The sequence below is a fragment of the Allobosea sp. GW823-FHT01F03 genome (genome assembly GCF_058798075.1).
The window spans coordinates 5,354,895-5,368,075 of sequence record NZ_CM179505.1; the positions used below are offsets into that span (position 1 = coordinate 5,354,895).

12 protein-coding genes are annotated in these 13,181 nt (G+C 66.5%); 8 read left to right on the plus strand and 4 right to left on the minus strand.

The window, feature by feature from the left end:
• Positions 1 to 58: 58 nt before the first annotated feature.
• From AC3RCC_RS25625 to AC3RCC_RS25635, 3 genes are all read left to right on the plus strand, one after another.
• Positions 59 to 850 (plus strand): SDR family oxidoreductase, encoded by a 792-nt coding sequence (locus AC3RCC_RS25625; RefSeq protein WP_291638926.1) that lies wholly within the window; start codon positions 59 to 61, stop codon positions 848 to 850.
• 113 nt (positions 851 to 963) lie between these two features.
• Entirely contained in the window at positions 964 to 1,788 is an 825-nt protein-coding gene (locus AC3RCC_RS25630) for a sugar phosphate isomerase/epimerase family protein (protein WP_291647560.1), read from the plus strand.
• A 273-nt stretch (positions 1,789 to 2,061) separates the two neighbouring features.
• Entirely contained in the window at positions 2,062 to 3,174 is a 1,113-nt protein-coding gene (locus tag AC3RCC_RS25635) for a Gfo/Idh/MocA family protein (protein ID WP_492257018.1), read from the plus strand.
• A 158-nt stretch (positions 3,175 to 3,332) separates the two neighbouring features.
• On the opposite strand, the gene AC3RCC_RS25640 is transcribed toward AC3RCC_RS25635, so the two are convergent.
• Positions 3,333 to 3,938, minus strand: coding sequence for a phosphatase domain-containing protein (locus tag AC3RCC_RS25640; protein WP_492257019.1), 606 nt, complete (start codon positions 3,936 to 3,938; stop codon positions 3,333 to 3,335).
• A 159-nt stretch (positions 3,939 to 4,097) separates the two neighbouring features.
• Here AC3RCC_RS25640 and AC3RCC_RS25645 point away from each other — a divergent pair, with 159 nt between their 5' ends.
• Genes AC3RCC_RS25645 through AC3RCC_RS25655 form a run of 3 tightly spaced genes read left to right on the plus strand, consistent with a single transcriptional unit; the run spans position 4,098 to position 7,010 of the window.
• Positions 4,098 to 5,195 carry an amino acid ABC transporter permease gene (locus AC3RCC_RS25645; protein ID WP_492257020.1) on the plus strand — a complete coding sequence of 366 codons (1,098 nt, stop codon included), beginning with the start codon at positions 4,098 to 4,100 and terminating at the stop codon, positions 5,193 to 5,195.
• 2 nt (positions 5,196 to 5,197) lie between these two features.
• Positions 5,198 to 6,298 carry an amino acid ABC transporter permease gene (locus AC3RCC_RS25650; protein WP_492257021.1) on the plus strand — a complete coding sequence of 367 codons (1,101 nt, stop codon included), beginning with the start codon at positions 5,198 to 5,200 and terminating at the stop codon, positions 6,296 to 6,298.
• 28 nt (positions 6,299 to 6,326) lie between these two features.
• The gene (locus AC3RCC_RS25655) at positions 6,327 to 7,010 is read left to right on the plus strand and encodes a GntR family transcriptional regulator (RefSeq protein ID WP_291647568.1); all 684 of its coding nucleotides are present in this window, start codon (positions 6,327 to 6,329) and stop codon (positions 7,008 to 7,010) included.
• Here AC3RCC_RS25655 and AC3RCC_RS25660 read toward each other — a convergent pair.
• The 3 genes from AC3RCC_RS25660 to AC3RCC_RS25670 form a co-directional block, all read right to left on the minus strand.
• Positions 6,986 to 7,564, minus strand: coding sequence for a protein-tyrosine phosphatase family protein (locus AC3RCC_RS25660; protein WP_492257022.1), 579 nt, complete (start codon positions 7,562 to 7,564; stop codon positions 6,986 to 6,988). The two genes, AC3RCC_RS25655 and AC3RCC_RS25660, sit on opposite strands and share 25 nt — an antisense overlap.
• Positions 7,565 to 7,606: 42 nt before the next feature.
• Positions 7,607 to 8,650: a transporter substrate-binding domain-containing protein gene (locus AC3RCC_RS25665; protein WP_291647570.1), complete on the minus strand. Its 1,044-nt coding sequence runs from the start codon at positions 8,648 to 8,650 to the stop codon at positions 7,607 to 7,609.
• Positions 8,651 to 8,880: 230 nt separating this feature from the next.
• Positions 8,881 to 9,744: a mechanosensitive ion channel family protein gene (locus AC3RCC_RS25670; RefSeq protein WP_492257023.1), complete on the minus strand. Its 864-nt coding sequence runs from the start codon at positions 9,742 to 9,744 to the stop codon at positions 8,881 to 8,883.
• A gap of 819 nt (positions 9,745 to 10,563) precedes the next feature.
• On the opposite strand from AC3RCC_RS25670, the gene AC3RCC_RS25675 reads away from it, so the two are divergent.
• Positions 10,564 to 11,595, plus strand: a complete 1,032-nt coding sequence (locus AC3RCC_RS25675; protein WP_492257024.1) for a LacI family DNA-binding transcriptional regulator — start codon at positions 10,564 to 10,566, stop codon at positions 11,593 to 11,595.
• A gap of 93 nt (positions 11,596 to 11,688) precedes the next feature.
• Complete coding sequence (locus AC3RCC_RS25680; RefSeq protein ID WP_492257025.1) at positions 11,689 to 13,152, plus strand: FAD-binding oxidoreductase; 1,464 nt, start codon at positions 11,689 to 11,691, stop codon at positions 13,150 to 13,152.
• Positions 13,153 to 13,181: the final 29 nt, after the last annotated feature.

Below are 13,181 nucleotides of genomic sequence, written 5' to 3' on the forward strand. Positions count from 1 at the left end.
TTTCTATCCAGAACACCCCGCATCCGCGGGGAATAGCCGATTGGCGCGGGAGGCCCGAATGGCAGATCAAATCCTTCCCATGGACCTCAGCGGCTATCGGGTCCTGATCACGGCGGCCGGCAGTGGAATCGGCAAGGTTTCCGCCGAGGCTTTTCTCGCCTGCGGTGCCCGCGTCTATGTCAGCGACATCCAGCCCGAGCCATTGCTGTCGACCATCGCCAGCACCGCGGGCCTCGACGGCAGCGTCGCCGACGTAGCCGAGCCCGAGCCGGTGCGCCGGATGTTCGCAGAAGCGCTCGACAGGCTCGGCGGACTAGACGTCCTCATTAACAATGCCGGCGTCGGCGGCCCGACATCGGGCATCGAACAGATCACGCCCGAGCAGGTCGAGCAGACGCTCGCCGTCAACGTCAAGTCGCAGTTCCATTGCAGCGCCGAGGCCGTCAAGGCGATGCGCGCCAATGGCGGCGGCGCGATCATCAATATGAGTTCTGTCGCCGGCCGCCTCGCCTTCCCCAACCGCACGCCCTATGCCGCGGCCAAATGGGGCGTGATCGGCTTCACCAAGAGCCTCGCCATGGAGGTGGGACGCGACAATATCCGCGTCAACGCCGTACTTCCGGGCCATGTCGAGGGCGACCGCTTCCGCAACATCTGGACGCAGCGCGCGCGGGAGGCCGGGCTCGAACCCGAAGTGGTGTTCAAGGAACTGTTCGACCGGACCGCGCTGGGTCGAACGGTCAGTGCCGAGGACATCGCCAATACGCAGATCTTCCTGGCCTCGCCCTATGCCGCCTCGATCACCGGTCAGGCGATCAGCGTCTGCGGCGGCGTCGAAATGATGCGCTGAAGCAGCTTTCTGGCAGCACCGGACGACATGGCTGGGACGGGGCGAAGCCAGCATCCAGAGACGCCCGCGCTGCGCGAGGGCGCGGGAAAGCTCGAGAGACGCCGGAGGACACGATGCGTGAAGTCGCGATCAACTGCTATTCCTACATCTGGAAGATGGCCGCGGACGAGGCCATCGACCATCTCGCCGGGCTCGGCTATCGCGAGCTCGAATTCATGGTCAACTGGCCGCATCTGTGGCCGTCCGCGCTGGGGCCGCAGGCCCGGCGCCGGACCCGGCAGGCTCTCGAACGAAACGGCGCACGGATCATCTCCCTGGCCCCGCCGATGCTGGACCTCAACCTGGTCAGTCCGGCGCCGGAAATGCGCCGATACACGATCGACCACTATATCGACGTCATTCGTCTCGCCGGGGAGTGGGACGTGCCCTGGGTCGTGGTCGTTCCCGGCAAGACCCATCCGCTGCTGCCGCTGCCGGACCATTATCGGGACCGCTGGTTCGACGACGCCCTGGTCGAGCTCGAACGCTGTGCCGCCGCCGAAGGCGTCGAGATCACGCTCGAGAACGTCCCGAACTCATTCCTGCCGCGCGCGGAGGACCTGATGTCCCGGCTCGCCCGGATCGGCAGCGACCGGATCGGCATCACCTATGACGTCGCGAACGCCGTCTTCTTCGGGGAGGATCCTTCGCAAGGGCTCGAAGAGGTCGCCTCCCGGCTGCGCTTCGTCCACCTCTCCGACACGGGCACCAAGACCTGGGCGCATGCGACGATCGGCACCGGCGTCGTGCCGGTTCAGGACATCGGCGCAGCGCTCGACCGGATCGGGTTCACCGGGCCGACCTCGCTCGAGATCATCTCGCCGGAGCCCGACGCCGATATCCGCAAGAGCCATGACATGCTCGCAGGCTGGGGCTGGCGGCCAAGAGACCGGCACTGACGAGGCAGAAGGCGCGCCCCCGTCGAAGCCCCGCAATCACACGGCGATGCGACGCCGCCGAATACAGGGGCCGGATCGAGGCGCGGCCTGCGAACGCAGCAGTCACGGCGACGAGCGTGAACAAGGGCGCGTAATATCAAAGTCAGCGTTGCTGATTTCATTCTTCCGGTGTTCGATCACGGCAAGAGGTTGCAGGCGCTTTCGGACGGGCTCGAGGGCCCGACCGGGCGCTGCGCTTGCCTCGATCCATTCCTGCTTCGAACGAGCTCCCTGATGCGCGCACTCGGCGTTGGCCTGATCGGCACCGGCTATATGGGCAAATGTCATGCATTGGCCTGGAACGCGGTCGCGCCGGTATTCGGCGACGTGCCGCGCCCGCGGCTCGCCATGCTCTGCGAGGTCGATCCTGCGCTGGCGACGCGACGTGCCGGCGAGTTCGGCTTCGCGCGGGCGACCGCTGACTGGCGGGCTCTCGTCGCCGATCCCGAAATCGATGTCGTCTCGATCACGACGCCCAACGCCTTCCATGCCGAGATGGCCCTGGCGGCCCTGGAGGCCGGCAAGCATGTCTGGTGCGAAAAGCCGATGGCCACCTCGCTCGCCGACGCGCAAGCAATGGCCAGTGCTGCCGCAACGGCGCGATCGGTCGCAGCGCTTGGCTACAACTACATCCAGAACCCGGCGATCAGGCTCGCTGCGAAGCTCATTGCCGAAGGGGCGATAGGCCGGGTCAGCCATGCCCGCGTCGAGATGGACGAGGATTTCATGGCCGACCCGGCCGCTCCATTCTCCTGGAAGAGCCAAGCGGCCTCAGGCCATGGTGCGCTGGACGATTTCGGCGTTCACGCCTTTTCTCTGCTGACGCTGCTGCTCGGCGAGACCCGGGCCGTCATGGCCGATATGGCGAAGCCTTACCATGAGAGACCGCTGGCCGAGGGAGGCACGCGTACCGTCGAAACACATGACGTGGCGAGCCTGCTGCTGCGTTTCGCCTCGGGGGCTTCCGGTCTGGTCGCGCTCAACCGCTCGGCCTGGGGGCGCAAGGGCCGCATCGCGCTGCAGGTCTTCGGAGCGCGCGGCACGATCAGCTTCGATCAGGAGCGCCTGAACGAGATCGAGCTCTATCTCGCCGAAGGGCCAACGGATCGTCAGGGGTTTCGGCGCATCTTGAGCGGCCCGACGCACCCGCCTTACGACCGCTTCATCCCGGCACCTGGCCACGGACTCGGCTTCAACGAGCTCAAGATCATCGAATGCCGAGAACTCCTGCACGCCATCGCTGGCGAGCCGGCCCATCTGGTCGATTTCGCAGCCGGGCTGCGCATCGAGCGCATCGTCGAAGCGGCCGCGCGCAGCTTCGACGAAGCACGCTGGGTCACGCTCTGACGTCTCGGCACCCATTGTTCGGCTGTCATCGGGTCGTGATGACAGCCGACGTGCCGGCCTCGGCGATGCCGCGGTGACGGGGCCGCCTGCCGAGGAGCACCGTCGGCATCTCGGCGTTATCGAAGACGGGAGGCCCTTCGACGAAGTCGGGTGCCCGGTCAGCGCGCCAGTTTCAGCGGGAGTTTCATCAGATAATCGGTCTGCGCCGCGGTTTCGACCGCTGCGGCGGCGTGCTGCCGGCGAATCGTCGCGATCGCGTCGGCGGGGGACTGACCCGCTTCGACCAAGAGCTGCGCCGCGATCGTGCCGGTGCGTCCCAGGCCGGCGCGGCAATGGATGGCCCAGCTCTCTCCGGCCCGGAGGCGGGCGAGCAGGTCCAGCTGCTGCCAGGAGAGCGCGAAGCCGTCATCGGGAACGCCGAAATCGCGAATGGGAAGATGAGCCCAGCGCAGCCCGGCCCGGTCGACGGCTGCCGCGAAGTGCGCAGGCCCGCCGGGCAGCTCCTGCGCTTCGACGAGACTGAGCACGCCGTCGGCGCCGAGCAGCGCGATATGCGCGAGATCGTCGATGACGGCCGCGCTCGCCTCCCGGTCCGAAGCCGCGGACGCCGCCCAGCGACCGGGGCACGGGGAGAGCAGAAGCCGGCCGGCGATACCGGGCAGCGCGATGGTCGAGACAGGCGGGGCGGTCAAGCTGCGCAAGGTGCGAGGCCCAAAATGCTGTGCGCAGGATGCTGCGGCTCGGGACGATGTCGCGCCGGACACCGATGATCGGTCGCGTTCGGCAATTGACACTATGACATAGCTGTGTACAGCTATCCAATCATGATGTCCAGCTCTCCGCGCCCCGCAGAGACGAGTTCGTCGTCGCCACCGACACCGGACTGGCGAGATCGTCTTTCCGCCTGCGTCTGGCCGGCCGTGATGCTGCTGGGCCTTGGGCTGCTCGTCGCTCTGGCCGCGCGCAATGTCTCCGCCAATCTCGCGGCCTCGGGAATGGAGATCGACTTCTCTTTCCTCTGGCTGGAGGCAGGCTTCGACGTCAGCGAGAGCCTGATCGCCTATTCGCCGCGCGACACCTATGCGCGCGTGCTGCTCGTCGGCATTCTGAACACGCTCCTGGCCGCAGCCGTCGTGCTCGTCCTGGCGAGCAGCCTCGGGCTGGTCGTCGGGGTCGCGATGACGAGCTCGAACTGGCTCGTCCGAACCTTGGCCCATGGCTATGTCGAGCTGCTGCGCAACCTGCCGAAGCTGCTGATCCTGATCGCGCTCTATGTCATGATGGTGCGCTATCTGCCCCATGTCCGCCTGGCCTGGACCGGACCGTTCGGCGCCATGCTCAGCAATCGCGGGCTGTTCCTGCCCTGGCCGGTCATCGAGCATGGCGGCAGGCTGCTGGCCCTGGCGAGCGGGCTCTGGCTGGCGGGCTGGGTTCTGTGGGCGCGGCTTGCCCGGCGCAGACAGGATCGCACCGGCCAGCGCCACCCCGTCGCCCTACCGGCCATCGCGGCTGGTGGGCTGCTCCTGGCCACGCTCGCCCTGCTCGACGCGATCAGGATCGGCTGGTCCGTGCCGGAGCTGAAGGGCTTCAACGTCGCCGGCGGCATGAGCCTTTCGCTGCAGTTCACCGCGCTCGTCGTGGCGCTGGGCGTCTATCACGGCGGCCAGATCGGCGCGATCGTCCGCGGCGGCATCATCGCGACCTCGTCCGGGCAGCGCGAGGCGGCGCAGGCGCTCGGGCTCGACTGGTTCAAGACCATGCGACTGATCGTGCTGCCGCAGGCGCTGCGCGTGATCACGCCGCCGCTCGGCAACCAGTATTCGAACCTGCTCAAGAACACCTCGATCGCCCTGGCCGTCGGCTATTCCGACCTGCTCAGCGTGGTCAGCACCTCGGTGAACCAGACCTTCCGGCCGATCGAGCTGATGCTGCTCGTGGCGGGCTTCTTCCTGGTGGTCAACATGCTGATCTCGGCGCTGGTGAACTGGTTCAGCCACACCTACCGCCTGAAGGGACGCTGATCATGGCCATGGTCTCCGTTCCACTGCCGCTCTCGGGCGCCCCGCGTGCGCACCGGCCCAAGGCGCTGTTGGCCTGGCTGCGCGCAAACCTGTTTTCGGGCTGGTGGAACTCGCTGCTGACCATCCTGACGCTGATACTGCTCTATCGCTTCGCGACGGCGGTGCTGAACTGGGCGGTGCTCGATGCCGTGCCATTATCGGGCAGCCGGACCGAGTGCCTGAAGGCGGCGGGCGCGTGCTGGGCATTCCTCAGCGAAAAGGCCGATCTCATGCTGACCGGTACCTATCCGGCGGCCGAGCGCTGGCGCGCCTATCTCGCGAGCGCGCTGATCATCGCGACGATCCTCGTCTTCGCGCTGGTCCCGATCGGGCTCTATATGCGCGTCGGCATGACCAGTCTGGCGGCGGCCGCCTCCTATCTGCTGCTGCGCGGCGGGATCGCCGGCCTGCCGCTGGTCGAATCCCACCGCTGGAACGGCCTGCCTCTGGTCCTGTTCCTCTCCACCTTCACCATGGCGGTGGCCTTTCCCCTGGGCGTCCTGCTCGCGCTGGCACGCTGGTCGCGGCATCGGGCCCTCAATCTCGCAGCCGTCGGGTATATCGAGACGGTGCGCGCCATCCCGATGGTCGCGGTGCTGTTCGCCGGCATCTTCGTGCTGCCGCTGCTGCTGACGCGCGGCGCCACGATCGAGCCCGTGATCGCCATCCTGATCGTGCTGACGCTGTTCTACGCCGCCTATTTCGCCGAGGACGTCCGCGGCGGCCTGCAGGCGCTACCGAAGGGCCAGGTCGAGGCCGGCGCCAGCCTGGGATTGTCGGGCTTTCAGCGCATCCATCTGATCGTCCTGCCGCAAGCCCTGCGGACGGCGGTGCCCGGCCTGACGAACTCGATCATCGGCAGCTTCAAGGATACGTCGCTCGTCGCCATCGTCGGCATGCATGATTTGCTCTCGACCTCGCGCATGGCATATGCCGATCCGCTTTGGCAGGCCTATGCACTTGAGGCCAATGTGGCGATCGGGCTGTTCTATTTCCTCTGTTGCTGGATGATCTCCGAGCGCGGCCGGCGACTCGGGCACGGCACCGGAAAGGCCGGCTCGTGACGGCCTTGGAAGACCGGAGAGGGCAAGGATGACCGAGACCACGATGCCGGAGGCGCAGCAGCTGCGCCAGTTGGTCCGATCGCGCAATGATGTGATCTTCGAGATCGTGCGCGACCGCATCTGCCTGCGCGAATATGACGAAGGCCACGTCATCCACGAGGCCGCGCTGGCGACCGAGTTCCGGGTCAGCCGGACGCCGATCAGGCAGGTCTTGCAGCGCCTCGTCTACGAGCAGCTCGCGGAAACGCGCAACGGCGTCGGTACCATCGTCTCCTATGTCGACCACCATGCCGTCGACATGCTGCGCTTCCGCATTGGCCTGACCGGTCTGATCGCCGATCTCGTGCCGCTGCAAATGCCGGCCGGCCTCAGATCGGATTATGCGCGCCTGCTCTCGCTGGCCGAGCAACTGCGCGACAATTCCGCGATCAAGGAGGTCTGGACCGTCTGGCGCTCCCATCACGAGGTGCGCAACGCCTTGATCGGCGACGAGGCGCTGCGCCAGATGGATGACATGATCTTCTTCCGCATCGCGCGCAGCTGGGTCGCCTGGCTGAAGCGCGATCCGCGCCTGATGCGTGAATTGCTGACCGCGGAGATCGTCGCGACGGCAGAGAAGGCCGGCAGCCTGTCGGCTCCGGAGCTGTTTCGCCTGCATGCGGCGCATCTGGAGCTCCTGCTGGCGCGCTATGGCGCGGACGCCAGCAGATAGGCGACCTGGTCGTTGCTTTCGATCGCATCCGGACGGGCCGCGCGCACTGCATCGATCGCCGCTTGAGGCTGGCTTCCCGCCGCGATCAGGACGCGGGCGGCCATCATGCCGCTTCGGCCGGCGCCGGCGAGGCAGCAGAACCCGACGCTGGCACCGAGATCGAGCTCCGGCAGCACCCTGCCGGCCAGCTCCGGCCAGTAGGAGCTCCTATCGGGGGCACAGAAATCGGCGATCGGTGCAAGCGTGACCTCGATGCCGCGCCTGCCCGCCGCACCCTGCAGGTGCTCGATATCTCCAGGCTCGCATTCGCCGGTGTCGAGCAGGCTGACCAATAGCGTCACGCCATTTTCGGCCAGCCTGTCGAGGACGCGCTCCTGGCGATCATCGTCGATGCTTCGTTCGCCGCGACGCAGGATGACGAGCCCTGGAAAGGGCAGCATGCCGACGGCGCCGCTGAATCCGCGCGGGGAGACCCACGCGATATCGTCGTCCATGCCTTCCCCTCTATGGCGCGGCGCACGCGGCCTTCCGGTCGCGTGCGCCTTTGCACCCATTAGAGCGGAGCAGCCCCCCGGCTGTCGAGCGTCCGATCGGCCCTAGCGGATCGGGAAGCTGAACATCAGGCCGCCATCCCTGGTCAGCCGATTGAGCGAGGCGGCGCGATCCATGGCGAGCGGCGAGCCCTTGCCGATATGCTTCTCGAAGACCTCGCCGTAATTGCCGACCTGCTTGATCAGGCGCGAGCTCCACTCCGGATGCAGCCCGAGCTTCTTGGCCATGTCGGCGGTCGGGCCGGTTGGCGAGATCAGGCGCTGCTCATCGATGGGCAGGTCTTTGAGCGTCGCCATCTTGGCGTCGATATTGGCCGAGGTGACGCCGAATTCCTCGGCGGCGATCATCACCTGGACGCCCCAGAACAGGGTCTTCTCGAGCTCCGTATCCGGCCGCGAGACGAGGGCGAGCGGCTCGGTGGCGGAGCGCTGCGGGACGATCACATAATCGTCCGGCTTCGGCGCAAGCAGCCGGTCGGCAGCCAATGCCGAGATCGAGCTCGCGACCGCATCGCATTTGCCGGAGAAGAAGGCCTGCAGGCGCGCCGTCTTGTCGGCGATGTTCTCGACCTTGTAGGGCAGCTTGGCGGCGCCGAACCAGTCGGCGAGGTAGAGCAGCGTGGTCGAGCCTTCCTCGGCACAGACGGTTGCCCCCGAAAGGTCCGCGAGCTTGGTCATGCCCAGGCTCTTGGGCACCATGAAGCCCTGGCCGTCGAAGAAGGTGGTCGTGACGAATGACACGCCGGGATCGGCATCGCGGGTGCCGGTCGCGGTGATGCCGCGCGAGGCGATATGGGCGCTGCCGCTGATGATCGCCTTCAGGCTGTCGGAAAAGCCGATGCCGCGCAGCTCGGCCTTGGCGGCGTCGCCGAAGATCGCGGCGGAGGCCATGCGGCAGAACTCGACATTGAAGCCGCGGAACGTGCCCTGGCTGTCGGGGACGGAGAAGCCCGGCGAGTTCGGGTTCACCAGGCAGATGATCTTGCCGTCCTGCTTGATCTTGTCGAGCACCGGCCCGGCCTGGGCTGCCGGTGCGAGAACGAACAGCGTTGCAGCGGCCAGAGTCGCGCGGAGCACCGGAAAAGCCATCTAGATCCCCTCGAGCTTATGATTGGCTTATAGCTGTGAAGCTGTATACAGCCATGCTTTGTACACGTCAAACATCCTGAGCCGACCTTGCGGAGCGCGGCATCGATCAGGGCCGCGTCGTCGAGCCCCGTGACGATTTGCGATCGCCGCCACTTCATCCGTCGCGCAGAGATCTCTGCGGCGACACGGCGCCTGCTGTCGCCCGGCACCGTCCCGCCCGATGGTGCAGATCAGCCCTCGGCCACCGCATGCGCCGCAAGGTCCTTCGCCAGACAAGGCCTGCTGCCCGGCGGCCGGAGGCCTCGCGCCCTGATCGCGACGTCGATTGCCGAGAACACAGCGTCACGGCAATCGATCTCCTCCGCGAAGCTCGGGACCCAGAAGCGAACGGCATAGCGGATGCCGTCGCGTTCATAGGAAATGACCCTTACGTCCGGAGCAGGCTTCGCCAGGATGATCGTCGGCTCGGCCGAGGCTTGCGCCAGCAGCCCCTTGGCCACCGCGACCGGCACATCGTGGCCGAGCAGAATCTGGATCTTCGTCCGGTAGCGCCGCCGCGGCGCGCTGTAGTTCGTGAGCCGCTGGCGTGCGATCTGGCTGTTGGGCAGGATCGTGTAAGTGTCGTCGCGCGTCAGAAGCCGGGTCGTGCGCCATCCAATCTCGACGATCCGGCCACGGACCGTGCTGTCGATCTCGACCCAGTCGCCGATGCGGTAGGGGGCCTCCAATCCCAGTGCGATTCCGGAGAGCACATCGGCGAGCGCGTTGCGAACGGCGAAGCCGAGGATCGCCAGAACGAGCCCCGAGCCGGCAAGGGCGCCGCTGACCGACTGCCCGAAGACCAGGATGATGGTTGCGATGGCCGCGGCGATGAACAGCGCGACCGAGACGAGCTCCTGAAGCAGCCTGGGCACGCGCCGGCGGTTCGGGCCGACACGCTCCAGTGCGATGCCGATCAGGCGGCCACCGAGCCAGGCCGCCGTGAAATAGCTCAGCGCACCCGAGAGCATCCGGATGGCATGAGCCTCGATATCGGGCCTGGTCGCGTCCAGGATCGACTGATGCGCGAGGTAGATGCCGATGCTCGTCAACATGGCCGCAGCAGGCCAGAACAAGCGGTGGCGAACGATCTCGTGCCGACTCATGAGCGTTCTGGCCGCGCTCTGCCCGGCGCCCCGGCGGACGGCCGCAAGCCACCGGCCTCGCCGGAGGGGTGCGCCTCGGCAAAGCCGCCCTGCTCGAGGCGACTTGAACACCACGGGCAACGCATCGCGGTCCGCGGGACACTGCGAGTGCAGCGTGCGCAGACCAGCCTGAAACGAATAGTCATCGATCCAACTCCCCTGCGCGCCGGCAAGGCGGCGCGAAAACCCTCGATCTGCTCTCGGTCGGGGGCCCGGAGGGCGATGGCGGCAGCGTCAGGTCGCCGCGAAGCCGCTCCGGGTAACGACATGCGTCTTCGGGATCGAATCCACTTTCAATTTCTGAATTTTTTTGAGCATATAGAATATATATACTATTATTATATTATTTCAACCGCTCGACAGTTAAATATATTTTCGCCGATTTAGCTATAGATGAACTTATTCTTCGAAAATACAGGGCATCACGAAAGCGCAAATCGCCCTCGCTCATCTGCAGCGTAGTCATCACCACGCCGAAGGCTGCACCTTGCAGCTCGTTGAAGCTGGCCAAACCCGGTGCGGATTTCGAGCTGCTCCCGTCCTGGTTTTTCGGCCCCCCTGCATTCGCCCGGGATATGGCCGACCGGCGCCCCGGAAACCTGTCCGTCTGCCAAGAATTCCCGAACCGGCTCCCGGTGACGTGCTAAACCGCGACAGCGCGCCTCTCGGCATCTTGCTCTTGCAGCCTTCATAACAGGGATAGGTGGCGCGCCTATTGGGAGACGCAAAGTGTCGCGCGATCATCGGGTGAGTCTCAAGGATGTCGCCAAGCTGGCAGGCGTCGACGTCTCGACGGCATCGCGCATCCTCGGCGGCAAGCCCGGACAGCGCATCTCCGAAGAAGCGCGCGCCAGAATCCTGGAAGCGGCCAAGACCTTGCAATATCAGCCGAATGCGCTGGCGAGGGCTCTGCGGACCGCACGGACATTCACGCTCGGCCTGGTCGTGCCGCAGTTCGACAACCCGGTGTTCTCGCTTGCGATCCGGGGAGCCGAGGCCGCTGCCGCGCGGCGGGGATATTCGATCCTGATCGCCCATCGCGACCCCGACCACATCGATGCCGGCACCTATGAACGTCTTGCCGGAACCCATCGCGTCGATGGCCTGCTTGCGGCCAGCCTCGACGACGACCGCAACCTGATCGAGGATCTCAAAGCCGCACAAATTCCGTTCGTGCTGATGAACCGCAGCGTCGGCACCTCACCATCGGTCGCGCTCGATACCGAGAGCGCAGCACGCATCGGTGTCGAGCACCTGCTCGCCCTCGGGCATCGGCGCGTCGCGCATATCGCCGGACGCCTCGAGGGCTTCAACGGCCAGGCCAGGTTGGCGGGCTATTACGGGGCTCTGCAGGCGGCAGGCTTGCCGGCCGATCCCTCACTCGTCGAGCCGGCCGGCTACAGCGTCGAAGGCGGCGCCGAGGCCATGCGTCGCCTTCTCACCCGATGCGCGCCCCTGCCAACCGCGGTGCTGGCGGCCACCCTCGTTTCGGCGACGGGAGCGATCGCGGCATTGCATGAAGCGGGGATCAGCGTACCGCGGCAAATCTCGGTGATCGCAATCCACGACGCCCCGATCGCGGCCATGGTCTACCCCGCGCTCACGACCGTCCGGACCCCATTGGAAGCGATGGGCGCATCGGCCGCCGAACTCCTGATCGACCTCATCGAGGGCGGGACGCCCGAGGCCGTACGCCTTCTGCCGCCCAGCGGTCTCTCCATCCGCAAATCCACCGCCCCTCCCCCACTTGACAGCGCGTAAATTCGACATTCTACTTGCGCAAACGATTGTTCAGATCGCTTGGGAGGGTTTTTCGATGCTGTGTGCCGCTCTCACCCCGCGGAGCCCGTCCGCATGAGTTCCGTGCCAGCATCGCAGGGGGCCGCGAAGCCGCTGTCCCGTATCGCCGACATCGTCGGCGCGCAGAATCTCCTGATCGACGAAGCAACCCTGCGCCAGTATGCGCGTGATCGGCTTCCTTTCGGCATCTTCAAGCACCGGTCCGGCGGCCTGCCGGGAACCACGCCGGTCGCCGTCGCGCGCCCCGCAAGCGAAGATGAAGTCGCCGCATTGCTCGAAGCCTCCGCGGCCGAAGGCTTCCGGGTCATTCCCTTCGGCCTGGGCTCGGGCGTGCTCGGCGGCACGATCCCGCTCGGCGGCGAGGTGATGCTCGACCTGACGCGCCTCGACAAGCTCGTCTCGATCGACGAGGTCAACGGCCTCGCCACCGTCCAGGCCGGCATGAACGGCTGGGACTTCGAAACCGCGCTCAATGCAGCGGGATGGACCAGCGGGCACCTGCCCCAGTCGATCAAGATCTCGACCGTCGGCGGCTGGGCCGCCTGCCGCGGCGGCGGCCAGGCCAGCTCCCGCTATGGCAAGATCGAGGACATCGTCGTCGGCCTCAAGGCCGTGCTGCCCGACGGGCGCAAGCTCGCAGTGCGCCCGGTCGCACGCCGCTCGGTCGGCCCGTCCCTCATCGACCTCTTCGTCGGCTCGGAAGGCACGCTCGGCGTGATCACCGAGCTGACGCTGCGGATTTTCCGCAAGCCCGAGGTCGAGCAGGGTGTCGTGCTCGCCTTCCCGACGGTCGAGGCAGCCCTGAGCATGGCGCGAAGGGTCATGCAGGCGGAATTGCGCCCGCAGGTCGTGCGCATCTATGACGAGATCGAAAGCCGCGATCGCACCAAGGGCATCGCCCTGTTCAGCGAGAAGCCGATCCTGGCGATCCTGGTCTTCAGCGGCAGCAAGAACACCGCTGAGGCCGAGGAACGCGATGCGCTCGCCATCGCCGAGCAGGAAGGCGGCACGGTCGCCGATGACGCCCCGCTGCGGCATTGGCGCGAGGTCCGCTACGAATCCTACTCGGCCAAATGGCAGGCGGCCGGCTATTTCATGGACACGATCGAGGTGTGCTGTCCGTGGAGCACCCTGCCCGATCTCTACGAGAAGGCGCGCGCTGCCGCGCTCGGCATCCGGGCCGACATGCATTTCGGCGCGCACTGGTCCCATGTCTATGCCGAGGGTGCCTGCCAGTACATGACCATCCGCCTGCCGCCGATGCCCGATGCCGAAGGGCTCGTCCTGCATGGCAAGCTCTGGGACGCGATCCAGTCGGTCACGCTCGCCTGCGGCGGCAGCATCGCGCACCATCACGGCGCCGGCGTCTTCCGCAATCCCTGGATGCGCGATGAACTGGGCACGGGCCTCGACGTGCTCCAGGCGATCAAGGACGCGCTCGACCCGGACAACCGCCTCAACCCCGGCAAGCTCGGCCTGCGCCCGGCGCCCGGCGCCGTTGCCGTCGGTCATCGCTGAGGGATGCCCCTGATGCGGTGGAGCCTGAC